26 protein-coding genes and 1 tRNA gene are annotated in these 25,945 nt (G+C 70.4%); 14 read left to right on the top strand and 13 right to left on the bottom strand.

Annotated features, from left to right (window positions below):
- Positions 1-33 precede the first annotated feature (33 nt).
- The 4 genes from ACSG06_RS02305 to ACSG06_RS02290 all read left to right on the top strand — a co-directional run bounded on the left by ACSG06_RS02305 (position 34) and on the right by ACSG06_RS02290 (position 3,767).
- Positions 34-1,005 (top strand): DUF7536 family protein, encoded by a 972-nt coding sequence (locus tag ACSG06_RS02305; protein ID WP_440988645.1) that lies wholly within the window; start codon positions 34-36, stop codon positions 1,003-1,005.
- A gap of 90 nt (positions 1,006-1,095) precedes the next feature.
- Entirely contained in the window at positions 1,096-2,013 is a 918-nt protein-coding gene (locus tag ACSG06_RS02300; protein ID WP_440988644.1) for a hypothetical protein, read from the top strand.
- A complete protein-coding gene (locus ACSG06_RS02295) occupies positions 2,014-3,498 on the top strand; it encodes a hypothetical protein (RefSeq protein ID WP_440988643.1) in 1,485 nt (494 codons plus the stop codon). It begins immediately after the preceding gene.
- Complete coding sequence (locus ACSG06_RS02290; protein ID WP_440988642.1) at positions 3,495-3,767, top strand: DUF7553 family protein; 273 nt, start codon at positions 3,495-3,497, stop codon at positions 3,765-3,767. The genes ACSG06_RS02295 and ACSG06_RS02290 overlap by 4 nt, the downstream gene beginning before the upstream one ends.
- 1 nt (position 3,768) lies before the next feature.
- On the opposite strand, the gene ACSG06_RS02285 is transcribed toward ACSG06_RS02290, so the two are convergent.
- From ACSG06_RS02285 to ACSG06_RS02260, 6 genes are all read right to left on the bottom strand, one after another.
- Positions 3,769-4,383 (bottom strand): rubrerythrin family protein, encoded by a 615-nt coding sequence (locus ACSG06_RS02285; protein ID WP_440988641.1) that lies wholly within the window; start codon positions 4,381-4,383, stop codon positions 3,769-3,771.
- Positions 4,384-4,662: 279 nt separating this feature from the next.
- Positions 4,663-4,744: transfer RNA gene (locus ACSG06_RS02280), tRNA-Ser, on the bottom strand.
- 48 nt (positions 4,745-4,792) lie between these two features.
- Positions 4,793-4,993, bottom strand: coding sequence for a DUF7981 family protein (locus tag ACSG06_RS02275; protein ID WP_440988640.1), 201 nt, complete (start codon positions 4,991-4,993; stop codon positions 4,793-4,795).
- A complete protein-coding gene (locus ACSG06_RS02270) occupies positions 4,990-5,370 on the bottom strand; it encodes a Rid family detoxifying hydrolase (RefSeq protein WP_440988639.1) in 381 nt (126 codons plus the stop codon). Before ACSG06_RS02270 ends, ACSG06_RS02275 begins: the two co-directional genes overlap by 4 nt.
- A 50-nt stretch (positions 5,371-5,420) precedes the next feature.
- The gene (locus ACSG06_RS02265; protein WP_440988638.1) at positions 5,421-6,407 is read right to left on the bottom strand and encodes a cytochrome d ubiquinol oxidase subunit II; all 987 of its coding nucleotides are present in this window, start codon (positions 6,405-6,407) and stop codon (positions 5,421-5,423) included.
- The gene (locus ACSG06_RS02260; protein WP_440988637.1) at positions 6,400-7,887 is read right to left on the bottom strand and encodes a cytochrome ubiquinol oxidase subunit I; all 1,488 of its coding nucleotides are present in this window, start codon (positions 7,885-7,887) and stop codon (positions 6,400-6,402) included. Before ACSG06_RS02260 ends, ACSG06_RS02265 begins: the two co-directional genes overlap by 8 nt.
- Positions 7,888-8,055: 168 nt before the next feature.
- On the opposite strand from ACSG06_RS02260, the gene ACSG06_RS02255 reads away from it, so the two are divergent.
- Complete coding sequence (locus tag ACSG06_RS02255; RefSeq protein ID WP_440988636.1) at positions 8,056-8,925, top strand: hypothetical protein; 870 nt, start codon at positions 8,056-8,058, stop codon at positions 8,923-8,925.
- On the opposite strand, the gene ilvA is transcribed toward ACSG06_RS02255, so the two are convergent.
- Positions 8,901-10,112, bottom strand: a complete 1,212-nt coding sequence (gene ilvA, locus ACSG06_RS02250; protein ID WP_440988635.1) for a threonine ammonia-lyase — start codon at positions 10,110-10,112, stop codon at positions 8,901-8,903. The genes ACSG06_RS02255 and ilvA overlap by 25 nt on opposite strands.
- Before the next feature lie 309 nt (positions 10,113-10,421).
- Positions 10,422-10,820 (bottom strand): gamma-glutamylcyclotransferase family protein, encoded by a 399-nt coding sequence (locus ACSG06_RS02245; protein ID WP_440988634.1) that lies wholly within the window; start codon positions 10,818-10,820, stop codon positions 10,422-10,424.
- A 78-nt stretch (positions 10,821-10,898) separates the two neighbouring features.
- Between ACSG06_RS02245 and ACSG06_RS02240 the strand changes: the two genes are divergently transcribed.
- Positions 10,899-12,266, top strand: a complete 1,368-nt coding sequence (locus tag ACSG06_RS02240) for an MATE family efflux transporter (RefSeq protein ID WP_440988633.1) — start codon at positions 10,899-10,901, stop codon at positions 12,264-12,266.
- A gap of 9 nt (positions 12,267-12,275) precedes the next feature.
- Here ACSG06_RS02240 and ACSG06_RS02235 read toward each other — a convergent pair whose 3' ends face one another.
- Entirely contained in the window at positions 12,276-13,730 is a 1,455-nt protein-coding gene (locus tag ACSG06_RS02235) for a sensor histidine kinase (protein WP_440988632.1), read from the bottom strand.
- Between the two features lie 118 nt (positions 13,731-13,848).
- Here ACSG06_RS02235 and ACSG06_RS02230 point away from each other — a divergent pair, with 118 nt between their 5' ends.
- The gene (locus ACSG06_RS02230) at positions 13,849-14,874 is read left to right on the top strand and encodes a DUF7490 domain-containing protein (protein ID WP_440988631.1); all 1,026 of its coding nucleotides are present in this window, start codon (positions 13,849-13,851) and stop codon (positions 14,872-14,874) included.
- The gene (locus ACSG06_RS02225; protein WP_440988630.1) at positions 14,871-15,407 is read left to right on the top strand and encodes a DUF8060 family membrane protein; all 537 of its coding nucleotides are present in this window, start codon (positions 14,871-14,873) and stop codon (positions 15,405-15,407) included. Before ACSG06_RS02230 ends, ACSG06_RS02225 begins: the two co-directional genes overlap by 4 nt.
- A gap of 590 nt (positions 15,408-15,997) precedes the next feature.
- On the opposite strand, the gene citZ is transcribed toward ACSG06_RS02225, so the two are convergent.
- Positions 15,998-17,134 (bottom strand): citrate synthase, encoded by a 1,137-nt coding sequence (gene citZ / locus ACSG06_RS02220; protein WP_440988629.1) that lies wholly within the window; start codon positions 17,132-17,134, stop codon positions 15,998-16,000.
- A gap of 128 nt (positions 17,135-17,262) precedes the next feature.
- On the opposite strand from citZ, the gene ACSG06_RS02215 reads away from it, so the two are divergent.
- The 4 genes from ACSG06_RS02215 (at position 17,263) to ACSG06_RS02200 (ending at position 21,440) form a co-directional block, all read left to right on the top strand.
- Positions 17,263-18,477 (top strand): potassium channel family protein, encoded by a 1,215-nt coding sequence (locus tag ACSG06_RS02215; RefSeq protein ID WP_440988628.1) that lies wholly within the window; start codon positions 17,263-17,265, stop codon positions 18,475-18,477.
- A gap of 458 nt (positions 18,478-18,935) precedes the next feature.
- The gene (locus ACSG06_RS02210; RefSeq protein ID WP_440988627.1) at positions 18,936-20,027 is read left to right on the top strand and encodes a molybdopterin-dependent oxidoreductase; all 1,092 of its coding nucleotides are present in this window, start codon (positions 18,936-18,938) and stop codon (positions 20,025-20,027) included.
- Positions 20,028-20,088: 61 nt separating this feature from the next.
- Entirely contained in the window at positions 20,089-20,874 is a 786-nt protein-coding gene (locus ACSG06_RS02205) for a YqcI/YcgG family protein (RefSeq protein ID WP_440988626.1), read from the top strand.
- A complete protein-coding gene (locus ACSG06_RS02200) occupies positions 20,871-21,440 on the top strand; it encodes a cysteine hydrolase family protein (RefSeq protein WP_440988625.1) in 570 nt (189 codons plus the stop codon). The genes ACSG06_RS02205 and ACSG06_RS02200 overlap by 4 nt, the downstream gene beginning before the upstream one ends.
- A 362-nt stretch (positions 21,441-21,802) precedes the next feature.
- Here ACSG06_RS02200 and ACSG06_RS02195 read toward each other — a convergent pair whose 3' ends face one another.
- Positions 21,803-22,009, bottom strand: a complete 207-nt coding sequence (locus tag ACSG06_RS02195; RefSeq protein WP_440988624.1) for a hypothetical protein — start codon at positions 22,007-22,009, stop codon at positions 21,803-21,805.
- A gap of 145 nt (positions 22,010-22,154) precedes the next feature.
- Here ACSG06_RS02195 and ACSG06_RS02190 point away from each other — a divergent pair, with 145 nt between their 5' ends.
- Positions 22,155-23,150 (top strand): radical SAM protein, encoded by a 996-nt coding sequence (locus tag ACSG06_RS02190; RefSeq protein WP_440988623.1) that lies wholly within the window; start codon positions 22,155-22,157, stop codon positions 23,148-23,150.
- A gap of 72 nt (positions 23,151-23,222) precedes the next feature.
- The gene (locus tag ACSG06_RS02185; RefSeq protein WP_440988622.1) at positions 23,223-23,483 is read left to right on the top strand and encodes a hypothetical protein; all 261 of its coding nucleotides are present in this window, start codon (positions 23,223-23,225) and stop codon (positions 23,481-23,483) included.
- On the opposite strand, the gene ACSG06_RS02180 is transcribed toward ACSG06_RS02185, so the two are convergent.
- Together ACSG06_RS02180 and ACSG06_RS02175 are read right to left on the bottom strand one after the other, a co-directional pair.
- Entirely contained in the window at positions 23,484-24,164 is a 681-nt protein-coding gene (locus ACSG06_RS02180) for a hypothetical protein (RefSeq protein WP_440988621.1), read from the bottom strand. It abuts the gene before it with no gap.
- A gap of 58 nt (positions 24,165-24,222) precedes the next feature.
- Complete coding sequence (locus tag ACSG06_RS02175; RefSeq protein ID WP_440988620.1) at positions 24,223-25,719, bottom strand: M61 metallopeptidase family protein; 1,497 nt, start codon at positions 25,717-25,719, stop codon at positions 24,223-24,225.
- Positions 25,720-25,945: the final 226 nt, after the last annotated feature.

Genomic DNA, 25,945 nt, shown 5'->3' with positions numbered 1-25,945 from the left:
GCCGATTTGTCGCTCTCGTCCCAACCCCCGACCGTGACAGACGCCACCGAGTCCGCCGACCGCGACCGGGCAGCGGACACAGCCGGCGACCCCGGACCGACAGCCGGGGGCGACGGCGGCGTGGGGGCCGCGCACGACGCCGCGACAGCCGACGACCACCGACCGGGCAGGCCCCCCCTCCTCCGGTTCTTCGAGGCACTCGGGTTCCGCCGCCACGCCCGCCTCGGTGTCGTCGCCGGCATCGTGCTCGCCGTCGCGCTCTACGGCTTCTTCGTCGCGGTGCCGAGCATCGCACCCGGCGTCAGGGGTCGCCCGGAGTCCCCACTGCTGTACGTCGTCCTCGGGTTCGTCGTCGCGGTCGCGACCGCGCTGTTCGTCACGACCGCGCTGACTGTCCGCACCCTCGCACGGGCCGTCGCCTCGCCCCCGAAGTGGGTCCGTCGCAGTGGGGGGGTCGCGGCGGCCGGCGGCCTGCTCTGGACCGCCGGCACGCTCGCCGGGTTCGCCACCGCCGCGGACGCGGTACGTCCGTGGATCTCGGTGCCGGTGCTGCTCGTCGTCTGCGGTGTCTGGGCGACCCACACCCGCATCAAGCGGCTCGGGAGCCCCCTCGACCGCGTCGGCACCGTCCTCGCCACCGCCGGCGTCGCCGCCGTCCACGTCGCCGCCCTCCTCACGCCGGCGCCGTTCCTCGGGGCGAGCGTCGAGCCCGCGCTCACGCCGTTCGCCGCGAGCGTCGCGACGCTCGCCGTCGGGACCGCGCTGCTCGCGGCCGCCGCACGAGCCGAGCTGGGAGCGCTCGCGGACGTGGCCGCCGGTCTCTCCGCACTGGGAGCGCTCGCCGTCGGCGTTGCGCTCGCCGACGTCGTCGCCGTCTCCGGCGCGGTCGCGGTCGTCCCCGTCGCCCTCGCCTGGGTCGCGCTCGGGGTCGCGCTCCGGGGGTCGCCGACGCCGGCGAACTGGTCGCCCGAGGAGGTCGGCAGCCTGCTCGACGACGACAGCTGAGTTCGCGCCGTCCACGGCCGCTCGTGTTTTCCGGCCGGGAAAAGCCGCCCGACGGGTTATAATCACACGGACCCAAGCCGTGCGTAGACGATGCAACGAACGAAGGCCCTCCTCCTCGTCGTGGTCCTGCTCGCGACGCCGGTGCTCGCCGGCTGTACGGACCAGGGCGACGGCGGCCCGGCCACGGCAGAACCGACGGACGGTACTGCGGCCGACGCATCGACCGACGACGCCACCACGACCCCGGCCGACGAGGGCGAGTCCGCGTTCTCCGACGCCGAGGAGCGCGAGATCCGTCAGTCGGCGCTGACCGCGCTCCGGGACGTCTCGACCGTCCAACTCGAGGGCGTGCTGAACCAGAGCGTCTCGACGGCGGCCGCCAGCCAGTCGACCAGCGCGACGTTCGGCGTCACCATCGACGCCGAACAGCGCCGACTCGTCGTCGACCAGACCGTCCAGACGCAGGGGCGCACCGTGAACCAGACGACCTACCTCCTGAACGACTCGCTGTACATCCGGAGCTCGGCGCTGGAACGTCGGTACGGCTCCCAGTGGGTCACCCAGAACGTCTCCGAGCGCTACGACCGGCTCTGGCGGAACCGGAGCGCACTCTCGCTGCACTCGAACCTGCTGAACGTCACCGAGAACCTGAGCGTCACCGGCACCGAGACGGTCCGTGGCGAGGAGGTGTACGTGCTCTCGCTCCGGCCGAGCGACGCCGAGCTGTCCGAACTGGGCGGCGTCAACTTCGCCGGCGGCGAGGTCCACGCCTTCGACGCCACGTTCTACGTCTCCACCGAGACGGACCTCGTCGTGCGCTCGGACATCCACGTGAACGAGACCGTCACCATCAGGGGCCAGGAGCTCCAGCAGGTCGTCGACGTGCGACGTGACTTCGTCGCCTACGACCAGGACGTCGCGGTCACGCTCCCGCCGGAGGCCGACGGCGCGGTGCCGATCGGCGGGAACCGGAGCGTCGCAACGACCACACGGCAGGTGACCGTCTGAATGCGCGGCAGCCGTCGCCTGGGCGCCCTCGCCTGTGTCCTGCTCGTCGTCCTCGCGGGGTGTGGCGCACAGGAGGTCAGCCGCCCGGAGACGGCCGCGACGACGGCGGCACCGGCCACGACGTCCGAACCAACCGCCGTGGAGACAACCGATGCGCCGACCGAGGACGCCGACGTCGGTATCCGCTACCGTGGCGGCGACCTCTCCTTCGCGGCCGCCCCGGTGTTCGACCGGGTGGAGTCATTGCTCGCGGTATCCGCCGACCCGCCGACCCAGGTGTCCATCGAGAACGAATCGACGTGGTTCGGCACGAACACGACCGACCGACGACGCCCGACCGGGACGGGCCGCTTCGGCGCGCTGGTCGGCGTCGAGACCGAGGCCAGTCACGACGACCTTCGGGGGACGCCGAACGGCGCGACCAGCCCCTTCGGCGGCGTCAGCATCTACCCCGGAGACGGCTCGTCGGACGCCCTGGAGGTCGTCCTCGCCCACGAGTTCGTCCACGTCGTCCAGTTCCAGCGCAACCAGGTGTCCGCCGTCCGTCGGAACGTCGGCGACACGAGCACGGACGCCCGCTGGACCGCCCGGAGCATCGTCGAGGGCGTCGCCGTCTGGACGGAGACCCGCTACGTCGAATCCTACGGCCTGGACGCCCCGACCGGCGGCGAGCGGACCACGACGCTGTACACCGAGGCGACCCCCGGAACGCCGTTCCGGCACGGCCAGGCCGCGTACCTGTTCGGCTACGAGTACGTCCGCAACGAGTCGTCCGGACTCGACAGGGTCGACGGGCTCTACGAGCGCCCACCCACCACAAGCGAGCAGGTGCTCCACGGTCTCGACCCGGGAAGCGAACCGTCCGCGGAGCTGTACGTCCGGACCATCGCCGAGGGGAACACCTGGCGCGGGTCCGCGAGCGACACCCTCGGCGAGGCGTACACCCGGGTCGTGCTGGAGAACGGCGTCGCCGTCCCCGAGGCGGTCGACGCCGCTGCCGGCTGGGGGAACGACCGGCTCGTCACCTACCGCGAGCGGCCGACCGCGAACGCCAGCTTCGTCTGGGTGACCCGGTGGGACACCGCCGCCGACGCGACCGAGTTCCGCGACGCGATGAACGCCACCTTCGACGCCGACGGCGACCGGACCGGCGACCGCTGGCGGCTCGACGGCGACGTGCGGGCGACGACCGTTCGTCCCGACGACACTACCGTCGTCGTCACGGTCGGCGAGGCCGGCCTGCTCGACGCGCTCGCCGTCTCGCTCGACCGGGATACCGTCGTCCTCGCGACGAACCAGTCGGCGGCGAACGCCGCCGCGACCAGCGACGCCCCACCCGCGGTCGCCACGGCGACGGCGGACGCTCCGACCGCCGACACGCCGTCTGCGACCCCCGACGTCGCGACGACCCCGCGTCGTGGGTTCGCGCAGGCATCGCCAGCACCACAAACGACAACCCCCGAGCAGTCGTACGTCCACGCATGACACGCGAACAGCTCGAGACCGCCGCCGAGCACGTCCGCTCCGCCGCACAGGCAGCGACCGACGCCGACGCCCGCGAACGACTGTACCGACAGGCCGAGGAGTTCGAGCGCCACGCCGAGGCCGAGCGCGGGCCGGACCACGGCCGCCTCGCCCGCCACGAGAGCATCCTCGGCGAGATCGCCGACGCGGAGGGCGGCGAGGTCGCCGACGAGGTCGACGCCGCGCTCGACCACATCCACGAGTACCGCGAGACACTGCCCGGAGTGTGAGTCAACAGACCGGCTTCGGGTTCACGCCCATCGCCTCCAGCCGGTCGACGTACACCTCGTACGCCGCAGTGATCACACCACCCGCCGCTTCGACCGCGACCTCCCGGTCCGACTCGTCCGCACAGACCGCTTCGAGCGCCGCCAGTGCCGCCTCCCGTCGCTCGCCCAGCTCGTCGCCGTAGCTCCGGAACGTCTGGGCCGTCGTCGGGTCCGCCTGCCCGACGAAGAAGCCCACGAGCTGCTCCTGCAGCTTCTTCGTCACGATGGTCGCCGCCACGAAGCCACCGGCTCGCTCGACGGCGCCGTCGCAGTCGTCCAGCCCGTCGAACAGGCCGCCCTCGACCGACTCGTCCGTCTCCCCGGCGGCCTCCGAAGCACGGTCGCGCTCCGTCTCGGCCGCGGCCGACAGCGCGTCGGCCAGCTCGCCGTCGGCCTCGTCGGCCCACGTTTCGAAACGGTCGGCCTGCGCACCTGCCAGCGCCGCGACGACGGCGTAGATGTGGTCCGCGTCCATCTCGCCGCCCGTCAGCGCGTACAGTGACTTCGAGGAGCCGAGCCGCGACAGCTCCGTCCGGTTCCCGTCCTCGACCGCCTCGACGAACGCCGCTGTGTCCATGCCCCGCGGTTCGACGCGCGACCGCTTGTAACCACCGCCAGGCGCACGACCTGCCGGGGTTGGTGACGCGTGGCTGGTCGTTCAAGAGGATGGAGGACAGGGATTCGAACTCCTCTCGCTCGCTCCGCGTCGCTCGAACGTTCAGATCCCCGTGGGCGTTCTGGACCGGAGGACTCACTCGTCGCTAGCGCTCACGGGTCGCTCCGCTCCCCGTTCGCAATCGTGGTCCTCACTGCGTTCGGACCACGCTCTCCTCGTTCGGTTACTGCGGTTCAGAAGCGCCAGGACAGGGATTTGAACCCTGAATCCCGAAAGGGAACACGCTTTCCAGGCGTGCGCCTTACCGTTCGGCCATCCTGGCTCGTTCGTCGATAATCGGGTGCTGCATTTAACGGCTACGTTTCTTCGGTCACCGACCGCGCCGCAGTAGCCGGACCTCGCCAGCGTACGCGGCCACCGCCACGACCGCGCCGACGACGACCGCCACGCCGATGGCCGGGAGGATGCCGATGCTCTCACCCCCCAGCGCCACGAAGCCCTGATGCAGGACGAGGAAGGCGAAGACGCCGACGGCGCCCCAGAGCAGGGCCGACTTCGTGCGTTCGTTCACTCCGCGTCGGCGATGGCCTCGATCTCGACGCCGACGCCCTTCGGGAGGTTCGCGACCTCGACGGCCGATCGGGCCGGCGGGTTGTCGACGAAGTACTCCTTGTAGGCCTCGTTCATCTCGTCGAAGTCCTCGATGTCGTCCATGAAGACGGAGACCTTGAGCACGTCCGTCATGTTGCAGCCCTCCTCGTCGAGGATGGCCTCGATGTTCTCGAGGGACTGGCGCGTCTGGACGGTGATGGACTCGTCGTCGAGCAGTTCGCCGTCGGGCGTCATCGGGATCTGGCCGGCGGTGAAGATGACGTCGCCGTTGGTCGTCGCCTGGCTGTACGCGCCGACGGCCGCGGGGGCGTCGGAGGTGCTGATGGTTCGCTTCATGTGCGGGGCGACGAAGCCCTCCGTGATAAAAACTCCCGACTCCGTCGTCATCAGTGCCCGCCGTAGCCGCCCTCCTCCACGGGCCCCGCGAACGTCGAGTAGAGCACGTAGAAGTAGACGCAGACGAGCGGGAGCAGGATGGCGGAGGCGCCGGTGAGCAGGTTGAGTGCGAGCGTGCCGACGGCGGCCTCGCCGGCGGTGGTCCCCGTCGCGGGGTCGACGACCGGCCAGAGCAGCACGCCGACGAGCGTGACGAGCCCGTACGTCAGGCCCCCCGCCGCTCCGAACGCGAGCAGGTCGCGCCCTCGGCGGAGGGCGACGGCGTAGCCCACAGCGAGAGCGACGGACCCGAGGACGAGCACGACCGGGACGGGCGCGAGGAGCGCCTCTCGGACCGCGGGCCGCAGCGCGAGCGCGACCAGGGAGACGACGACGAGTCCGAGGTAGGCGGCGACGGCGCGCAGCCCCCACGTCCGCAGGTCGGCGGCCAGACCCGGTGCCGGGGCCGCGACCTTCAGCGCGAGGAAGGCGGCACCGGTGACGACCGTCAGCGCGACGACTGCGAGGCCGACCACGATCGACTCGACGGCGAACGCGGTCCCGAGCAGCCAGTTGCCCACGAAGACCCCGAGCAGGAACGGGGACCCGATACTGCCGGCGACGAACGACCGGCCCCACCAGCGCCGCCAGCGCTCGTCCTCGCGCTGCTCGTAGAACTCGGGGGCGAGTCCGCGGAGCATCAGGGTCCCCAGCACGCCGAACAGCAGCAGGTAGTTCCGGCTGAACAGGTCGGCGTAGGTGCCGGGGAACGCCGCGAACAGCGCACCGCCGAAGACGACCAGCCAGACCTCGTTGCCGTCCCAGAACGGCCCGATGGCGGCGAGTATCTGCTCGCGGTCCTGGGCGTCCTCGCGCGTGGCGAACAGCGCACCGGCCCCGAAGTCGAAGCCGTCGAGGAACAGGAACGTCCCGAGGAAGGCGAACACGACGCCGAACCAGAGCGCGGGCAGCGGCAGCCCGAGCAGCGGGTCAGTCATCGACGAACACCTCCTCGCCCGGGAGGTCGGGCGTGTCGTCGGCGCTGGCGTCAGAATCCGGGGGCGCCTCGTCCGCCAGCTCGTCCGGGCCCTGCCGGATGATGCGCCCGACGACGTAGCTGTACAGCGTGAGCAGGCCGAGGTAGACGACGGCGAAGCTCGCGAGCGTCAGCAGCGCCTCGGTCGCGGAGAGCCCGGGCGAGACGCCGGCCTCGGTCTTCATCACGCCCTGGATGACCCACGGCTGACGGCCGACCTCGGTGACGACCCAGCCCGTCTCGACCGCGACGATGCCCAGCAGCGACGAGCCGAGCATCGCGGTGTGGAGCCGGCCGTCGTCGTACAGCCGACCCTGGCGCCAGCGCCACGCGCCCCAGAGCCCGAGCGCGACGAACCAGAAGCCGAGCAGCACCATCAGCCTGAACGACCAGAAGACGATGGCGACGGGCGGCGACTCCTCGAACTCGCTCAGGCCGGTCACCTGGTAGTCCGGGTTCCCCCCGCTGGCGAGCACGGACGCGAGCGCCGGAATGTCGATCGTCCAGAGGTTCTCCGCACGGGGGTTCGTGAACGCCTCGGGGTCGGTCGGGATGGCCACGAGGTGGAGTGCGGCGGGGGCCTCCGTCTCGTACTGGGCCTCCATCGCGGCGAACTTCTGGGGCTGTGTCTCGGCGACGTGACGTGCGTAGGAGTCCCCGTGGACGACCTGGAACGGCGCCGTGACGAGCAGCACCGCGAGCCCGAGCTTCATCGTCGTCTGCCAGAAGCGCGCGTCGTCGAGTTCGCCGCCGTCGGGGGTGCCCCCGTCGCCCCCCGCGTCCCCGTCACCGTCGCTCTTCCTGAGCCCGCCGCGCAGGTGGTACGCCGCGACGCCGCACATGAACAGCGCGACCGAGAGCACCGCCGCCGACTGCATGTGGACGAACATCCACGGGAACCGCGGGTTGAGGTACGCGGCCATCGGGTCGACCAGCGAGACGACGGGCTGGCCGTTCTTCTGTGCCATCTCGAAGCCGCGAGGGGTCTGCATCCACGAGTTCGCGATGAGGATCCACACCGCCGAGAGCCACGTCCCCGCGGCCACCGCGACCGCGGAGACCATGTAGAGCGCGTCGCTCACCTTCTCGCGGCCGAAGACGAACACGCCGAGGAACGTCGCCTCGAGGAAGAACGCCATCATCCCCTCGGCGGCGAGCGGGCCGCCGAACAGCTCGCCGGCGGCGGTGGCGAAGGCGGCGAAGTTCGTGCCGAACTCGAACTCGAGCACGATGCCGGTGACCGTGCCGACGACGAACGAGATGGCGAATATCTTCGTCCAGAACCGCCGGAGCCGGGACCAGAGGGGGTCCTCGCTCCGGATTGACTTCCAGGTGAGGTAGACGAGGAACGGGGCGAGCCCCATGCTCATCACGGGGAAGATGATGTGGACGATGGTCGTGAGGGCGAACTGGAGCCTGCTTGCGAGTGTCGGGTCTATCATGGCGTGTGGGGGACGTCGCGGATCGACGACGCGGGGACCGACGGGGTCCGCTGCCGTGACGACTGGTCGTGGACGGTGGTTCGGCAACGGCCCGGAAAGGTTGGCAGCCTATTCCTGTCGCCCGGGAACCGGGGAGCCCTTGAAGGGGACGGCGAACGTATTCGGACGATGGACGAGCGACGTGGAACCGGCCGGCTGGCCGTCGTCGGTGCCGCCGCCCTCGCCGGCCTCGGCTGCGCTGCCCGGCGCCTCGCCGAGACGCGCGTGACGGACGTACCGCTGAGTCCGCTGACCGCACGGGGACGGGTCGGCGGCGACTGGGTCGCGCGCGCCGGCGTCGGCACGGGCGAGCAGCCCGTCGGCGAGATGGACGACATGGCCGCGTTCGCCCACGACGGGTTCGACCCCGAACTGGTCGACCCGGCGGTGCGGACCTTCTACGAGCGCACCGGCGAGTACGAGCTCTCGCTCACCGCCGAGTGGCACCGCCCCTTCCGCACCGGCGCGTGGCTGGCGAGTCGCCTGACGGGTCGGCTCGAACAGCTGAACCTGCCCGCACCCGGCGACGGGCGGACGGTCCGCCTCGAGAGCCGGTTCGAGCGCATCGACCCCGACCTCGACCCACGGGACGGCGCGCGGATGTGGGTCCGGACCGACGCCGACACCGGCGACGGGGTGTTCGTCGCGGCCTACGGTTCGCACGTCGCCGACGACGAGCGGCTCGTCAACATCGCGGTGCCGCTGCCCGGGGCGAACCTCTCGACGGTGCTCTCGCTACGGAACCTGGACGACGGTGCGCTGGAGCTGACGACAGCGGCACCCGGCGACCCCGGCCTCTATCTGGTGACGCCAGCGGGCGCGTTCGAGGTGCCGATGGCACAGCGGTTCCGGGTGTGGCCGGCCGATGCACCGGGAGCCCCAGCCGATGTTCGGCGACTGCCGGAGACCGCCATCGTCGCGATCCACGAGATGTGGCTCTGCGGGCGGCAGTTCCTGACGGTGCGGTACGCCGGTCAGACCAGCACCTCGACCTCGTAGCCAGCGTCTCGGATCGCCTCGAGCAGCTCGTCGATGTGGTCCCTCCCCCGGGTCTCGAGGTCCACCTCGACCTCGGTGTCGGCCATGCCGATCTGGCGGGAGGTCCGGTCGTGCTGGATGGCGTAGATGTTCGCCTTCTTCTCGCTGATGACGTGCAGCAGGTCCTCCAGCGAGCCCGGACGGTCGCGCAGGACGGTCCGGATCTTCACGTACCGCCCCGTCGCGACGAGACCGCGCATGATGACCGTCGTCAGCATGTTCAGGTCGATGTTGCCCCCGCACATCGCCGGCACGATGACCTCGCCCTCCTCGTAGTCGAACTTGTCGAACAGCAGCGCCGCGAGCGGGGCCGCACCGGCACCCTCGACGAGTGTCTTCCCGCGCTCCAGGACGTACGTCAGCGCCATCGCGATCTCCGGGTCCGAGACGGTAACGACCTCGTCGACGCGCTCCTTGATGACCTCGTAGGTGAGCGTGCCGGGGCCACGGACCGCGATGCCGTCGGCGATGGTGTCCACGCGGTCGAGCTCGACGCGGTGGCCCTTCGTGAGCGACTGGGCCACGCTGGAGGCGCCCTCCGCCTGAACGCCGATGACCCGCGTGTCCGGGCTCTTGGCCTTGATGGCGGTCGCGATGCCGGAGATGAGCCCGCCGCCGCCGATGGGAACGACGACCGTCTCGACCTCTGGGAGGTCCTCCAGAATCTCCAGTCCGATGGTGCCCTGTCCGGCCATCACCATCTCGTCGTCGAACGCGTGGACGTAGGTGCGGCCCTCCTCGCGTTCGAGTTCGTGCGCCTTCTCGGCGGCCTCGTCGTAGTCCGCACCGTGGAGGACGACCTCGGCGCCGTAGCTCTGGGTCGCCTTGATCTTCGAGATGGGCGCGTACTCCGGCATGACGATCTTCGCGTCGACGCCGGAGCGCGTCGCCGCCAGTGCGACTCCCTGCGCGTGGTTTCCAGCGCTCGCCGTCACCACGCCCGCGGACTTCTCCTCCTCGGAGAGCGTCGCGATGCGGTTCGTCGCGCCCCGGATCTTGAACGAGCCGGTGCGCTGGAAGTTCTCCATCTTCAGGTAGACCGCAGCGCCCGTCATGTCCGAGAAGGTGTGCGTGTACTCGATGGGCGTGTGCCGCGATGTCTCCCTGACTCGCGGCTCCGCGGCGAGAACGTCGTCGAGTTCGAGCATGAGCGCGGGGTTGGACCGCCGCCCGGTTAATATTGCCGTATCGGCGACCGGCGGACCGGCGGACCGGCGGACCGGCGGACCGGCAGACCGGCAGACCGGCGGCTCACGGCGATACTCGCGAAAGAGACGCCCGTCGGGGGTACGGGGAGCCCGCCGAGGTCGTCCAAAGGGGAATACGGGGTAGCACGCGTGTGACGTGCAACTGAGTCGTCGGCCCGGATGTATATAAACGCCAGCCATCCGGAGTGAAAGTATAATCGCAAGACTGCACCGCCCTCGAACGGGCGTCTGACGGTCGTCTGCCGACCGTCATTCGAACGTTGGCACGACGATACATTCGGTCGCGACCAGCTCGGCCAGCGCGCCGAGCGTCGGGGGGTCGTCGGGCCAGTCCGCGGTGGCGTCCGCGACGCCGAGTTCGGCCGGGGCGCCGACGTACACGTGAACCGGTGCTCCCTCGCCGTCGCGCCGTCGTACCGCCACGCGCCGGTACAGCCCACGGTCGACGCCCTCGTAGCTGTCGAGCGCGGCCGTCTCCGGCGTCCGGAGGAGTCGGCCCGCCGTCTCGCCACCAGGTGCGAGCGTCGGATACCGGCCGTCGACGCGGTGGGCGCCCCGCAGGACTGCGTCGGGGCCGAACGACCAGTCGTGGAGCAGCTCGTCGACGCGTTCGGCGTCGGTGAGCGTGCCGTAGACGAAGACGTCCATCGACCACGACGACGGTCGCCGACTCCCTCACGGTTCCGCTTCCGACAGCACGAAGTCACCGAGCGACACAGACCGGGCATGGACCGAGGTCGGCTGTACGCGGTCTGGCGGCGGGTCCTCGGGCTCTCGTGGCCGGTGATGGTCGAGCAGACGGTGCGCACCGCGATGCGCACCACCGACATCATCGTCACGGGGCTGTTCTCGCCGGCGGCCATCGCGGCCATCGGGCTCGCCGACCTCTACTCGCGCTTCCCCCTCAGGATCGGGCTCGGCCTCGGCGGCGGAGCCATCGCGCTGTCGAGCCAGGACACCGGTGCCGGCGCGCAGGCGAACCGCGACGAGGCGGTCACGCAGGCCATCGGCCTCGGGCTCGTCACCGGCATCCCGTTCGTCCTGTTCGGGCTCACGTTCGGCTACGAGGCGCTCGCCATCCTCGGCGCGAACGACACCGTCGCCAGCCTGGGCGGCACCTACCTCGCCATCATCTTCGCGACCGCGCCGGCCCGGCAGGTGTCGCTCATCGCCGCCCGGTCGCTGCAGGGCACCGGCGACACGCGCACGCCGATGTACGTCAACGTCGTCTCGAACGGGCTGAACATCGTCGGGAGCGTCGTGCTCGGCCTCGGCCTGCTCGGCGTCCCGCGCTACGAGATCGTCGGGGTCGGCGCCGCGACCGCGTTCAGCAACGTGTTCACCGCGGTCGTGCTCTGTGGCGTGATGCTCGCGGGCCGGACGAGCGCGAGCTTCGCCAGGCCGACCAACCCGGTCATCGCGCGCCAGCTCGTCGTCGTCTCCGCGCCCCGTGTGGTCGAGGGGTTCGTGGAGACGTTCGCGGAGTTCCCGTTCAACGCGCTGCTGCTCGGCTTCGGCACCGAGGTCAACGCCGCCTTCCAGGTCGGTCGCCGGCTCTACCAGCAGGTGACCGGGCCGCTCTCGCGGGGCTACAGCGTCGCCGCCAGCGTCGTCGTCGGGCAGGCACTCGGCGAGGGCGACCCCGAGGGCGCCCGCGAGAACGGCTACGCGACCGCCCTGCTCGGACTCGTGACCGTCGGGACCATCGGCCTCGTACTCGTCGTTACCGCGCCGCTGTTCGTGCGCATCTTCACCCGCGACCCCGTGACCGTCGGCTACGCCGTCGACTTCGCCCGGGCCTACGGACTCGCCGCACCGGCACTCGTGACGTTCGTGATCTTCTCGGGGAGCCTGCAGGGCGGCAGCGAGACGCGCACGCCGTTCGTCGCCCGCATCCTCGGCCTCGGGGTCTTCTTCCTCGGCTTCAGCTACGTCGTCGGCGTCGTGCTCGACTACGGCGTCCTCGGCGCGTACGGCGGCATCGTCGGCTACTACGGGCTCGCGGCCGTCGTCGTCGCGCTCGGGTTCCGGTACGGCGACTGGGCGAGCCGGGCCGCACGCATGATGGCAGAACGTGGGAGTGGATCGAGCTGACGGGGCATCTCAGGCGTCGGCGTCGCCGTCTACCGCCGCGCCACCCGATTTCTCGCCCTGGTCTCGCTGGTCCTCCTCGACCCATTCGACTCCCTCGAAGACGAACCGCGCACCGTCGTGGGTCGGGTCGACCCGCACCGTCCAGCCGTGGGCCTCCGCGATGTCCTCGACGATCGCCAGCCCGAAGCCGGTGCCGTCGTCGGCCGTCGTGAAGCCCTGCTCGAACGCCCGGCTGGCGTCGCTCACGGGCAGCCCCGGGCCGTCGTCGGCGACCGCGAACCCGTGGCTCGTTCGTTCGACGACGACCGCCACGCTCCCGCCGACGTGCGCGACCGAGTTCCGGTAGAGGTTCTCGAACAGTGCGCTCAGTCGCTCCGGGTCGGCCAGCAGCGCCCCGTCGTGCTCGACGACCGTCAGGCTCGCCGCCGCGGTGTCGCAGTACGACCACGCGTCGCGTGCGACGTGCCGGAGCGACACCTGCCGGGGGTCGTCGACGGTCTTGCCTGTCCGGGCGAGCTGGAGCACGTCCTCGATGAGCGACTCCATCCGGTCGAGCGCCCAGCCCAGCTCGTCGAGGCTCTCGTGGTCGTACTCGTCGTCGAGCAGGTCGTGGTGGCCGCGGGCGACCGTCAGCGGGTTCCGGAGGTCGTGGCTGACGATGCCCGCGAACTCGTCGAGGCGCTCGTTCTGCCGCTGGAGCTCGCGCTCCCGCTCGCGTCGCTCGGTCACGTCTGTGTAGACGAAGTACGCCCGGTCGCTCCCCCTGGTGACGGCGACGCTCCGGAGCAGGAACGTCCGGACCTCGTCGTCGGCGAGTCGGCGAACCTCCGTCTCGACACGTTCGCCGTCAGCGACACGGCGGTTGATGTCGTGCCCTTCCGTGCGTCGGGACGGCGGGAGCACGACCTCGTCGAGGTCCCGGCCGACCAGCGTCCCCGGCTCCGCACCGAACGTCTGCGCGAACGCGAGGTTCGCCTGCTGGATGATGGCCGTCTCGCCCGACAGCTTCGCCTCGACGATGCCGTCGCTCGTGTTCTCGAACAGCGTCCGGACCTTCGACATCGCGCGGGACTCCGTCTCCTGTATCCACCGCTCGGCGGCCCGGGTCGCCCGTTCGACGGCCAGCCGCCGGGCCACGTCATCCCCGTCGTCGACCACGTCGACCGCACCGGCGTCGAGCGCCGCGTCCGCGACCGCGTGCCGGTCCTCGGCCACGACGACGACCGGCACGTCGAGGATCAGCCCCGCGAACTGCTCGACGGCCCCGACGAGGTCACCCTCGTGGACGTCGTCGGCCAGCAGTACGCAGTGGACGCCCACGGAGGTCTCGAGCCGCTCGACCGCGGTATCGACGGACGACATCGTCTCGACCCTGCTCCCTTCGTCGAAGGCGTCCACGAGCGTGGCCCGACGCTCGTCGGCCGCGACGACACAGAGGACGGACGGACGTTGCGTGTCGGACATATCAGTACTCGTAACCCGAATACGGTTGGTAGACGGGTCTGGCCATGAAATGGGTTGTGGCCAGTGTTCACACGAACGTCCGCACAAAGCACTTATACAAACCATTGGACATGACCGTATGCGAATCGAAGCAGTCCTCGCGGGAGTCGCCGTGGTCGCCATCGTGGCGACCGGCGGCGTCCTCGTGGCCGCCCCCGACGCGGTCCAGTCACCCGTCCCCGAAGAACCGACCGACCCCGGCGGTGGTTCCCTCGAAGACCTGACCATCGCCGTCGAGAACGTCTCCGGCGGCACCGCCACCTTCGCGGTGACCCCGTACGTCGAACACCGCGGCAACGCCGCACCGAACGTCACCGTCCTCCTGCGGGCCGTCGACGAGGAGAACGGCGTCGTCGCCGCGATGCGGACGCTCTCCCTGGGCGAGCTCTCCGGTGGCAGGGAGGTCAACGCCACCGGCACGCTCGCGGTCCCCCGGGAGGGTGACTACACCATCGAGGCCCTCCTCTACCGCGACGGCGAGCGCCTCGACACGGGGAGCAAGACCATCTCCGGTGTCGGGAGCCTCGTCCCCGAGTACGAGCGCACGCCGGTCGCCTTCCACGAGTTCCCGGGCGACGGCCTGCCGGTCATCGAGTACAGCATCGAGGACGTCACCGACGGACAGGCGACGCTCTCGGTGACCACGTACCTGACGAACACCGGCGACGAACCCGCCGATGACCTCCACTTCGTGCTGAAGGCCCGCCAGAACGGCTCGAACGTCGTCGCCGACCGGACCACCGTCGACGTCGGTCGCGTCGAGCCCGGCGAGACGGTCACCCCGGGCGCCGACCTCACCGTCCCCGACGGCTACGACTACTACCTCGACGCCATCCTCTGGCACGACGAGACCGTCGTCGACACCCAGCGCTCGGTCGCCAACCTCGGCCCCGGCACCGGGCTCACCGTCGACGAGACGAACGAGAACGACAGCTTCGAGAGCGGCGACTTCGCCGACACCGGTGGCTCGCCGGAGGGCGACTACCGCACCGAGGCACCCACCGAGATGGAGGGAGGCGACGGTGGCCAGCCCGGCTTCGGCGTCCCCGTCGCCCTCGCCGCACTGCTCGCGACCGCCCTGTTCGCACGGAGGCTCCACCGATGACCGACGACGACACCACCCACGACAGCGACGCATCGCCCGACGACGACCCGCAGGAGGACGCCGACTCCGGCTTCGACTTCGACGGCGACGGCTCCGACGCCGGTTCCCCCGACGGAGCCACCGACGACGCTCCCGAGGCCACGGACGACACCCCCGAGGCCACCGACGGCGCTCCCGAGGCCACCGACGGCGAGTACACGCTCGACGGCGACAGCACCGACCCGCCGCGGACCGCCGCCGGCGCACCGCGAGCGGCGCCAGCACGCGACGGCCGGCGCCGCGACCCGCCCCGCGACGGTCGGGGCTCCGATCCCGAGGACAAGATCAGGACGTACGTCCTCTGGGCCGCGCTCGGCGTCCTCGGACTGTTCAGCGTCGTCCTGCTGTTCCAGTTCTACGGCAGCGCCATGCAGGCCATCACCGACTGGGTCGGCCCCGAGTACCGCTCGGTCGTCCGGAGCGCCGTCTCGCTCGTGCTGCTCTGTCTCACCCTCGTCGGCGTCGTCCAGATCACCCGCGAGCTGACCGAGTGAGCGCCGCCAGCACCCGCCCCGGCCCTGCGTCGCAGACTCACGCAACGGTCAAGCCCTCCGGTCGCCTTCGGGTGTCCAAGAGGTGACCTACATGACGTGTCCACGATGTGCCACGGCCGCCGCCGACGCCGGCGGCTCGTTGCTGTGCCCCGCCTGCGGCTGGCGGGAACATGCCGGTGCCGACTGACCACCTTTTTCCCGCTCGGGTCGCTGCGCGACCGCTCGCGGCAAAAAGCTGGGCCAAAAAGGCCGGGCGCTCGCTTCGCTCGCGCCCGGTGAAACGGCGGCCTCCGGCCGCCGTACGACCGACCGCACCGCTACCGCACAGACGCGGCTCCTCGGCGTGGAAGACGGATGAGCAACGAAGGGCGTGTTCTCGGCCCGATTACCGCTCGTCCACCGGCACGAACTCCTCGTCCATCGGCCCGACGTAGCGCGCACGCGGCCGGATGAGACGGTCGTGCGACCACCTTTTTCATCGTCGGGTTCCCTCGCTCGCTGCGCTCGCTTCGGGAACCACTCCTCGAAAAAGCTGGGCCAAAAAGACGCTCCAGCTCACGGGTCGCAAGCTCCCCGTTCGCTCTCGCGTTCTACCGCTCGTCGACCGGCACGAACTCCTCGTCCATCGGCCCGACGTAGCGCGCACGCGGCCGGATGAGACGGTTATCGTCGTACTGCTCGAGCACGTGGGCGACCCAGCCGCCGACGCGGCTCATGACGAAGATAGGGGTGTAGATGTCGATGGGGATACCCATCTGGTAGTACGTCGAGGCGGAGTAGAAGTCGACGTTGGGCGCGAGGCCCTTCTCCTCGGTGAGGTAGTCCTCGATGGCCACGGAGTAGTCGTGCCACTGGGGCGTCCCGGCGGCGTCGCCGAGCGCCTCGCTCTTCTCGGAGAGGATCTTCGCGCGGGGGTCCTTGACGTTGTAGACACGGTGGCCGAAGCCGGGCACGCGCTCGCCGGCGTCCAGTCGGTCCTCGACCCACTCGACGGGGTCCTTGCCGGACTCGTCGAGCTCGAGCAGTGCCTCCATCACGTCCTGGTTCGCGCCGCCGTGCAGGCTGCCCGAGAGCGCGCCGATGCCGCCCGGGATTGCCGAGTGCAGGTCGGCGAGCGTCGAGGAGATGACCATCGAGGTGAACGTCGAGGCGTTCAGGCCGTGGTCGGCGTGGAGCACGAGCGCCATGTCGAACGTCTCGGCGAGCACGTCGTCGGGCACCTCGCCGTTGAGCATGTAGAGGAAGTTCGTCGCGTGATCGAGGTCCTCCCGGGGCGCGACCGGCTCCTCGCCGTTGCGGACGCGGACGAACGCGGCGAGGATGGTGGGGATCTTCGCCGTGATGCGGCGACCCTTCCGGAGGTTCGCCGCCTCGTCCGTCGGGTCCGCCGCGGCGTCGTCGTCGTAGGCCGAGAGCTGCGACACCGCGGTGCGGAGCGCGGCCATCGGCTCCTCGTCGGCGGCGGCGAGCTCGCGCACCGTCGCCATGACGCCGTCGTCGATCTCCCGCTCCGCGGACATCGACTCGGCGAACTCGTCGAGCTCGTCCCGATTCGGGAGGCGGCCGTGCCAGAGGAGGTAGAGCACCTCCTCGTAGCTGGCGTCTCGGGCGAGGTCCTCGATGTCGTACCCACGGTAGACGAGGCGGCCCTCGTCGCCGTCGATGAAGCTCAGCTCGGACTCGGCAACGAGGACACCCTCCAGCCCTTTCTTGAGGTCGTCAGACATACGCTGAGCTTTAGAACCTTCACCGAAAAACATTGCCCTTTACTCGCTACCCTACCGTGCTGTTTTGCCGGCTCTCGCCCCGAGTGGGCGGCCGAACGCTTTTCTCCCGCGCCGGAGAACGCCGAGGTATGGACGTCGGTGACGTCGAGTACGAGCCCGTGAGCGTCAAGGCCGTGCTCGCGGAGATGAAAGACACCGCCGAGCTGATGATCGACATGTCGTTCTCGGCGGTGCTCCTCGGGAGCCGCGAGGTCGCCGAGGAGGTGCTGGAGCTGGAGGAACGCATGGACGTCCTCCAGATGCGCGCCCGGATGAGCCTGATGATGGCGGCCCGCTCGCCCGAGGACGCCGAGGCGCTCGCGCCCGTGCTGGGCGTCGTCGGCGCGACGGAGAAGATCAGCGACGCGACCGGCGACGTCGCGAAGGTCGTCATCGAGGAGATCGGCCTGCCCGACGCGCTCCGGACCGCGCTGCCCGAGGCCATCGAGACGGTCGCCCGCGCGCTCGTCGCCGACGACTCGCCGCTCGCCGGCCATACCCTGGAGGAGCTGAACCTCGAGACCGAGACCGGCGTGCGCGTCATCGCCATCCGGCGCGGCGGCGACTGGCGGCTCAACCCCGACCGCGACGACTACATCCGCGCCGGCGACGTGCTGCTGCTGCGCGGCGTCGAGGAGAACATCGAGCGCGTCTACCCCGACGTGACCGGGGGCGAGTACGTCACCCCCGACCCGGTCGAGCCCGGTATCGAGGACCTCGAACGGGCCGTCGACTCCATCGTCCTCATGAAGAACATGAGCGAGCTCGGCGTCGACGTCGCCTACGGCTCCGTGCTGTACGACAGCGACGCCCTCGCCGAGGAGGTCGCCGAACTCGAGGCCGAGATGGACGCGCTCGAGTCGCGGTTCGAGGCGTGGGTGCTCCGCGCCGCCAGCCGCGTCGACGACCCCGTCTCCCTGCGCGGCCTGATGCACATCGCCGAAGCGACGGAGGTCATCTCCGACGCCGCCCTCGAGATCGCCGAGGGCGTCCTCCGCGGGATGGGCACCCACCCCGTCGTCGCCGAGGCCGTCTTCGAGTCCGACGAGGTCGTCGTCAGATTGGACGTGGCACCCGGCTCAGAACTGGCGGGGACGACCCTCGGCGAGCAGATGGTCCGCACCGAGACCGGGATGCGCGTCATCGCGGTCCGCCACACCACCGCCGACGGTGACGACTGGGAGATCTCGCCCGGCCCCGACACCGCGCTCCACCCCGGCGACGTGCTCATCGCGAAGGGGACGCGGGCGGGTGCGGAGCGACTGGCGGAGTTGGCCGATGACGACTCGCTCGACGTGGAGTGAGAACGGATTGTGAGCGGATAGAGTTGTCATAGAGTCCCCTCAGTCGTAGAAACATCTGGGGCCGATACCAGCCAGAAAGCCCCTTCATCAGTGGAAACTGCGTGCGCCACGAACAGCCAGAAAGCCCCGAGGTTCTCGCCTCCCAGGACTCGCTGCGGTCCTCGCTCCGCTGCGGTCCTAGCGTCGTCCGGGTTCGTCGAGAACCCCGCCCCTTTCAGTCCCGCCCGACACCGACCGCACCGCACCTCACCCCTCCCCAACCTCCTGCGATGCTCGGTCGCAGGCTCCCTGCGCTTCTCGTCCCTCGCGCGGATGGCTCACGGCCTCACTCCGTTCGGCACGCTCGCCAGCCGCGCGCCGGTGGTGACCGGTTACAATTTTCGCAAACCCCAGCGGCTCGACCACCATCGCAGTTCCGCACACGAGCGCTCTTACGCGTCGGGCCCCAACTCGCTGGTATGCGGCGTCTCCCGCTCGAACCGTCGCCCCGGGTGGTCGACGCGGGCATCCTCGCGTCGGTGCTCGTCGCCGGGGCGACCGGACTCCTGAGCCTGACCGCGCGGCCCGACGACGGCTGGGTGTTCGTCGTCCACGGCGTCGTCGGGGTGACGCTCGTCGTCCTCCTCGGGTTCAAGTTCCGGCGCGTCTGGAAGCGCGTCGCGGGCTCGTGGACCCGTACGGTCGCGGTGAGCGTCCTCCTTTCCGTACTCGCTGTCGCCGCTCTCGTGACCGGTGTGGCGTGGACGCTCGGCGCGGAGTCGCCGGTTTCGGGGCTGACGCTGCTCGTGCTGCACGGCTACCTCGGCGCACTCGTCCTTCCGGTCCTGCTGGTCCACCTCGCGGCGCGGTTCCGACTCCCCGACCGCGAGACGGTGACGGAGCGGCGGCAAGCACTCCGGGTCGGCGGGCTGCTCGTCGGCGGCGCGGCGGCCTGGCGGCTGAAGCAGTCGATTGCAGGTGACCTCGTCCCGAGCCGTCGGTTCACCGGCTCGCGCGAGGAGGGCAGCGACGACGGCAACGCCTTCCCGGTGACCTCGTGGGTCGCCGACGACCCCGAGCCGGTCGATGTTGACGCGTGGAGCCTCGACGTGCGTGGCGCGGTTGCGGAGTCGCTGTCGCTCTCCGAGGCCGCACTGCTCGCGTCAGATTCCGACGCCGAGGGGCCGACCGCCAGCGCGGACGAGCGCGCGCTGCTCGACTGCACGAGCGGCTGGTACTCCGAGCACGACTGGCGCGGGGTCAGGGTCGGCGACCTGCTCGACGCCGCTGGCGCCGACCCCGACGCGGGATACGTCCGGTTCCGGTCGGTGACGGGCTACCGGTGGAGCCTGCCCGCGGACGAGGCCCGGGACGCCCTGCTCGCGACCCACGTCGACGGCGAACGGCTGAGCCACGGCCACGGCTTCCCGTGCCGGCTCGTCGCGCCGGGTCGCCGCGGCTTCCAGTGGGTGAAGTGGGTCGAGGCCGTCGAGGTGCGCTACGATCCCGACCCGGCGCAGTGGGTCGCGACGCTCGTCTCGGGCTTCGACAGCGACGACGGCGGCAGCTGACCGGCTTCCAGTCCCCGGGAAACCGCGACAGGTACAAGCCCACTCGCCCGAACACGTTCGCATGAGCGAGACGGCCACCGTCGACGACACACTGGCCGAGACGGACCTCGTCCGCCTGTTCGACCAGGAGCGGCTGCACGACCGCCTCGCGGCGGGGACGCTCCCCGACTGGGCACGCGAGCACTACGAGACCTTCCGTGCCGACATGCTCGGCGAGCGCGACGGCACGCCGTTCCCGTGTTTCTTCGGCGTCGACTCCGAGGAGCAGGGCTGGGCGCTCTACACCTTCGTCCCCGGCTTCGACGACGAATCCCTCGCCCGGTTCGCCGACGTGACCCGGGCGTACCTCCGGACGCAGCAGCACCACTCGCCCCGGACCTCCCTCGTCGCGTTCTTCAGGAACGACGACGGCGCACAGCCCGAACAGCACTGGCACGACCGCTACTGGGAGGTGCTCCAGTTCCTCCACGACCACGACCCCGAGCCCTGGCCCGACGAGTTCCCGAGCGACCCCACCGACCACCAGTTCGAGTTCTGCTACGCCGGCGAGCCCATCTTCCCGACGGCCCGCACGCCCGCCCACGACCGGCGGCACAGCCGGTACAACCCGCACGGCCTGGAGATTACGGTCCAGCCCCGGAGCGTGTTCGCCGGCGTGACCGGTGACACCGTGGCGGGGCAGCGCGCCCGCGAGGTCATCCACGACCGGCTGGAGGACTACGACGACGTCTGCCCCCACGCCCACCTCGGCGACTGGGAGGACGACGAGAGCCACGAGTGGAAGCAGTACGTCCTCCCGAACGACGAGCGCGACCTCGAGGACTGCCCGCTGGAGGTCCGGGTGTGAGCCGCGACGCCGACGACCCGACCGACGCCCCCGACGTGCTGCTCGTCGTCGACGCCCAGCAGGCGTTCGAGGACCCCGACCGCGGCGACAGAAGCACCCCCGACGCCGAGGCCCGCATCGCCGACCTGCTCGCCCACTGGCGCGAGCAGGGCTGGCCCGTCGCCCACGCGAAACACGACTCCACGGAGCCCGACTCGACCCTGCGCCCCGAGGAGCCCGGGAACGCCTTCATCGAGGCCCTGGCACCGCGCGACGACGAGCCCGTCTTCGCCAAGACCGTCAACGGCGCGTTCCTCGGCACCGACCTCGAACCGTGGCTCCGCGACACCCCGCACGACCGCATCGTCGTCTGTGGGTTCACCACCGACCACTGCGTCTCGACGACGACCCGGATGGCCGAGAACCGCGGGTTCGCACCGGTCGTCGTGTCCGACGCGACGGCGACCTACGCCCGTGAAATTCCGGGTGGCGGCTCGATTTCCGCTGCTGACAACCACCGCGCCGCGCTCGCGCACCTGTCCGGCGAGTTCGCCGAGGTCGTGGAGACGAGTTCGTTAGTCGACTGAACGCGCTTCTGCGTCGCTTGTGAACCAGCTGGGTGGCGCGCGGCCTGGCGAACGTGCCGAGCGCTAGCGAGGCCGTTCGCCGACGCTCGCGCGAGGGATGAGCACCGGAGGGAGCGCTAGCGACTGAGGAGCGCAAGAGGCTGGGGAGGACTGAGGTGCGGTGCGGTCGCGGTGGGTGGGACTGAAAGGGGCTGCCTGCTCAACGAACCCGGACGACGCAAGCACCGCAGGCACGAGGAGCGCAGCGAGTCCCGGGAGTTGAGCAGGCAGGGGCTTTCTGGCCGGTCAGACCCGTCGAAATCCTTCGCTAGGAACGATTGCCTGTTCGTTGGTCAGTACAGGACCGATACCTCCCACTCTGACTACCGGACCAGCACGACGAACCCTGTTACAAGCAGAAAGAGGAGAATGAGCGTAAAGAGCGCCAGAATCCCCCAGATTCCCCCAATCCCAATCATCACCACGCCAGCTCCAACAGCCAACACCCCCGCGAGAAAGAGACCGACGCGAAATCGGAGGTACGACCCGATGATTCGGGTATTCCAAAGAGCCCGGAGTGGACTGCGCATACTGTCACCAATAGCTTCTGAATCAAATCCCTTCTGTTGGGTACAGACGGTTACTCATCACCAACCCACCCGACGAACCAGCATCCCCATCCACGACTCGTTTCGCACGCTTTTTCCCGTTCCGGACCGACTCACAGTACAACGAATGATCTCGAAGGGCTGTGAACAGTGCGCCGAGGGGGGCAAGATGGTCATGTTCGTCTACGGCTACTGCGACCAGCGCGACTGTTTCTACTGCCCGCTCGGCGAGAACCGCAAGAACGTCACGGACGTCTACGCGAACGAGCGCCTCGTCGAGTCCGACGAGGACGTCATCACAGAGGCGAAGCGGATGGACGCCCTGGGCACCTCCATCACGGGCGGCGAGCCCCAGGAGGCGATGGACCGGACCTGCCACTACCTCTCGCTGCTGAAAGACGAGTTCGGCGAGGACCACCACACGCACCTCTACACCGGCATCCCCGGCGGGCGGGAGAACATGCGCCGCCTCTCCGAGGCGGGGCTGGACGAGATCCGCTTCCACCCGCCGCTCGAACTCTGGGGCGACATGCACGGCACCGAGTGGGAGGAGATACTGTACATCGCCCGCGAGGAGGGCCTCACGCCCGCCTTCGAGATTCCGGGCATCCGCCCCGAGGAGGAGTTCCTCGAGTTCCTCGACGAGGGCGCCGCCGACTTCTGCAACATCAACGAGTTCGAGATGAGCGACGGGAACTACCGCCGCATGCAGGAGGAGGGCTTCGAGCTGAAGGAGGACCACATGAGCGCGGTCGACGGTTCTCGTGAAGCGATCCTCGACGTGATGGGCGACCACGACCGGGTGTACTTCTGTACGAGCGTCTTCAAGGACGCCGCCCAGCACCGCCGTCGCCTCAAGCGGATGGCCCGGAACGTCCGCCGCGAGTTCGACGACGTGACCGACGACGGCACGCTCGTCTACGGCAAGACGTACGCCGACCCCGAGGAGTTCGAGGCGCTGGGCGTCCCCGAGGAGTTCTACACGGTCAAATCGACCCACGTCGAGGTCGCCTGGTGGCTGCTGGAGGAGATGATACAGGACGGCGACGTCGACGATGGCGAGATCGTCGAGCAGTACCCGACGTACGACGGGCAGGTCGTCGAGCGGACGCCGCTGGCCTGAACGGACGTTCTCACACTGTCACAGAACCTTTCGACGGACAGATATATCAGCGATAGCGACGAAACGTCGTCCGTGAACAGAGCCCTCCTCTACCACGCCTCCATCGCGGTCTGCGGCTTCGTCCTCGCCGCCGTCAGCGTCCCGTCGCTCGTCGCCGACGAGGTCAGCGTCAGCGGTGTCCTGATGGCCGTCGGCGGGGTCGGGATGGTCCTCGCGTCTCTGTACGAACAGCTCACTGCCGAAAACCCCGCCGTCCCGGAGACGCCCGGCCTCGTGCTCGTCACCGTCTCCGCCGCGGTCGCGCTGGTCGCCTGGGCGATGAGCCTGCTGTAGTCACCGCCGCGACGGCTTCGAGAGGAACCGCGCCCCCACCGCACCGCCGAAACAGACCGTGAGTGCGGTCGCCAGCGTGACCGACGGTGAGCGGCCGAGCGCGACGCTCGCGCCGACGAGGACGACGGCGACGACAGCCGTCGCGCCGAAGACGAGCGTCGCGGAGAGCAGGGGCGCCCCGGCGCGGTCGTGGACGGCGACCCCGCCGAGGAACGCGGCGAGCGCGACCGGTGCGACGAGGTACGGCCGGCCGACGAGCAGGCCGGCGGTCAGCACGCTGACGCCGACGACGGTGCCGACCGCGAGGGTCGCCCGGGCCGGCGGGAGCGAGTCGCCGTATTTGAGGGCATACGCCGCCGGTGGGAGGGCGACGGCGGTCCCGACGAGCAGGCCGAACAGGGGCTGCCCGCCGAGGGCGCCGGCGAGCACGGGGACGAGCGCGAGGAGTCCGCCCACGGCGGCGACCGGCCCCGGCGGGAACGTCCCCGCGGGGTCGTCGTCGAAGTACACCGCCCAGGCGGCGAAGGGATAGCAGAGCGCGGCGGCGACGAGCACGACCGGGAGGATGGCGGCGGGCTCGTGGAGCAGGCGGTCACCCTCGACGAGGACGACGAACGCGAGCCAGCCGGACGCGAACAGGACGCCGACGACGATGGCCATCTCGGGGACGCGCCGTGACATACCTGGTGCTCGGGGTGGGACGGGGGAAACGGTTGCGTTCGCGGCGGCCCGGTCGCGACTACTCGACGACGACGAACAGGCCGAGCACTACGCTCACGAAGCCGGCGAGCAGCGAGAGCACCCCCGCGACGGTGGGCTGGACGCCGAGTGCGGCCACGCCGGTCGTCGCCGCGGGCGAGGCCGCCGCCCGGTCCACGTCGTCGAGGCCGGCCGCGGCCGCATCGGCGTTGAGCGAGGTCGGCGGCTCGTCCGGGACCGAGTACAGGCCGGGTGCATCGTCTGGCACCTCGGGGGCCGCATCGGTCAGGACGTAGCGGTCGAGCCAGCGCTCCAGCTCGGTGCCGGCGACGGCCTCGACGACCGCCACGAAGTCCGCGTAGCTGACGGTGCCGTCGTGGGCGTTCAGCAGCCGCCACACGTCCACGATACTGCGCTCGCCGTCGGTCGCCAGCCGTATCTCGGCGTCGAGTGCGGCGACCACCCGCTCGCCCTTGTCGTACGGCACCTCGGACGAGGCCCAGGTCGAACGGTCCGCCAGCACGGCGTCGGCGTTTGCGTCGGTGGTGACGCGCTCGCGGAACCGGTCCTCGGCGAGCCGTCCCGCCCGCAGCTCGACGACGGCGGCCTGGTAGTCGGCCATCCCCTCCAGCAGCCAGTGCATCGACGGTCCATCGGACCCGTCGGCGAGCGAGAACGTCTGGCGGACGTGGACGAGCTCGTGGGCGAACACCGCCGTCGAGCCGTGCGCCCAGAGCTCGCGGTCGGGGCCGCGCCGTACCGTCGCCAGCCCGCCGGAGCGGATGGCCGCCGGCGGAAGGACGACCGTCGTGGACTCGCCGCGGTCCCCGACCGGGAAGGAGTCGTCGGCGGCCGTGAGCAGGTCGAGCACCTCGTCGGTCGGTCGCGCCCCGTCGGCCCGGTCGGGCCTGACGACCCGGTAGGTGTGTCCGTCGCGGCGCTCCTCGGTGACCGTGACCGGGCCGACCACCGCCACGTCGTCACCGGCCCAGCCCTCGACGCCGTCGGCGAGCGCGAGCGTGCGGCTGCTCCCCGGCTGGTCGCCGTAGTACCACCAATCCAGCGTCGCGAGGTCGACGGCCTGCTCGTAGATGAACGACCACTCCCGCGTCGAGATGGACTCCAGCCCGCCGTTGCCGAAGCGCGTGGCGTCGACGACGTAGGTGATCGAGGCGTCGCCCTGCCCGTCCCACCGGTAGTCGTAGTCGTCGTCAGCGGCGTCGAACCCCTCGGTGGACTCGACGCTCGCGCCGTCAGGGACGGCGATGGCGACCCGTGACACCGACTCCGAGAGTCGGAACTGGGCACGCACGCGAACGCGTCCGTCGGCCGCGTCGACCGGCGCCAGCTCGTACCGGACCGACAGGCCGGTGTCGGACGCTCCCCCAACCCCCGACCGTGGCTGGGTCGACGGCGCGTCGTCCAGTCGCGGCGTGGCCGCGCTCGCGTCGACCGCCGTGGCCCCCACCACCGCCGTCGCGACGAGAAACAGGACGAGCACCGCCGCCAGCGACCGTGATTGGCGGGCGGTTGTCATCTGGTGTCCGTACTCCGTCTGTAACTGGTTCGAAGCAGGGGCCACTGTTAACGATTCGGGCCGTAGGAGCCCTCTCCCGCGCTTTTGTTGCATTCTGACGTGTGTGAGAGGAACCGTCGAACCACGGTTGGGACGCAGATACCGCGTCGCTGTCGTCTCCCGTGCTGGAGCCGTGCACGACCACCCGTGAACCGTCCTGACCGCGGTGCATCGACGGCGGCGCCCG

Source organism: Haloarchaeobius baliensis, assembly GCF_052060055.1.
Taxonomy (GTDB): domain Archaea; phylum Halobacteriota; class Halobacteria; order Halobacteriales; family Natrialbaceae; genus Haloarchaeobius; species Haloarchaeobius baliensis.
The sequence above is the reverse complement of the archived record's forward strand: the minus strand, read 5'-3'. Positions and strand labels throughout refer to the sequence as shown.

Coding starts and splice junctions, on each gene's coding strand:
- ACSG06_RS02255 (WP_440988636.1), top strand. CDS start 8,056: ATGGACGAGCGACGTGGAACCGGCCGGCTGGCCGTCGTCGGTGCCGCC.
- ilvA (WP_440988635.1), bottom strand. CDS start 10,112: ATGCTCGAACTCGACGACGTTCTCGCCGCGGAGCCGCGAGTCAGGGAG.
- ACSG06_RS02270 (WP_440988639.1), bottom strand. CDS start 5,370: ATGAAGCGAACCATCAGCACCTCCGACGCCCCCGCGGCCGTCGGCGCG.
- ACSG06_RS02245 (WP_440988634.1), bottom strand. CDS start 10,820: ATGGACGTCTTCGTCTACGGCACGCTCACCGACGCCGAACGCGTCGAC.
- ACSG06_RS02285 (WP_440988641.1), bottom strand. CDS start 4,383: ATGGACACAGCGGCGTTCGTCGAGGCGGTCGAGGACGGGAACCGGACG.
- ACSG06_RS02180 (WP_440988621.1), bottom strand. CDS start 24,164: ATGTCACGGCGCGTCCCCGAGATGGCCATCGTCGTCGGCGTCCTGTTC.
- ACSG06_RS02210 (WP_440988627.1), top strand. CDS start 18,936: ATGCGGCGTCTCCCGCTCGAACCGTCGCCCCGGGTGGTCGACGCGGGC.
- ACSG06_RS02235 (WP_440988632.1), bottom strand. CDS start 13,730: ATGTCCGACACGCAACGTCCGTCCGTCCTCTGTGTCGTCGCGGCCGAC.
- ACSG06_RS02230 (WP_440988631.1), top strand. CDS start 13,849: ATGCGAATCGAAGCAGTCCTCGCGGGAGTCGCCGTGGTCGCCATCGTG.
- ACSG06_RS02260 (WP_440988637.1), bottom strand. CDS start 7,887: ATGATAGACCCGACACTCGCAAGCAGGCTCCAGTTCGCCCTCACGACC.
- ACSG06_RS02265 (WP_440988638.1), bottom strand. CDS start 6,407: ATGACTGACCCGCTGCTCGGGCTGCCGCTGCCCGCGCTCTGGTTCGGC.
- ACSG06_RS02300 (WP_440988644.1), top strand. CDS start 1,096: ATGCAACGAACGAAGGCCCTCCTCCTCGTCGTGGTCCTGCTCGCGACG.
- ACSG06_RS02175 (WP_440988620.1), bottom strand. CDS start 25,719: ATGACAACCGCCCGCCAATCACGGTCGCTGGCGGCGGTGCTCGTCCTG.
- ACSG06_RS02290 (WP_440988642.1), top strand. CDS start 3,495: ATGACACGCGAACAGCTCGAGACCGCCGCCGAGCACGTCCGCTCCGCC.
- ACSG06_RS02205 (WP_440988626.1), top strand. CDS start 20,089: ATGAGCGAGACGGCCACCGTCGACGACACACTGGCCGAGACGGACCTC.
- ACSG06_RS02295 (WP_440988643.1), top strand. CDS start 2,014: ATGCGCGGCAGCCGTCGCCTGGGCGCCCTCGCCTGTGTCCTGCTCGTC.
- ACSG06_RS02240 (WP_440988633.1), top strand. CDS start 10,899: ATGGACCGAGGTCGGCTGTACGCGGTCTGGCGGCGGGTCCTCGGGCTC.
- ACSG06_RS02190 (WP_440988623.1), top strand. CDS start 22,155: ATGATCTCGAAGGGCTGTGAACAGTGCGCCGAGGGGGGCAAGATGGTC.
- ACSG06_RS02225 (WP_440988630.1), top strand. CDS start 14,871: ATGACCGACGACGACACCACCCACGACAGCGACGCATCGCCCGACGAC.
- ACSG06_RS02195 (WP_440988624.1), bottom strand. CDS start 22,009: ATGCGCAGTCCACTCCGGGCTCTTTGGAATACCCGAATCATCGGGTCG.
- ACSG06_RS02215 (WP_440988628.1), top strand. CDS start 17,263: ATGGACGTCGGTGACGTCGAGTACGAGCCCGTGAGCGTCAAGGCCGTG.
- citZ (WP_440988629.1), bottom strand. CDS start 17,134: ATGTCTGACGACCTCAAGAAAGGGCTGGAGGGTGTCCTCGTTGCCGAG.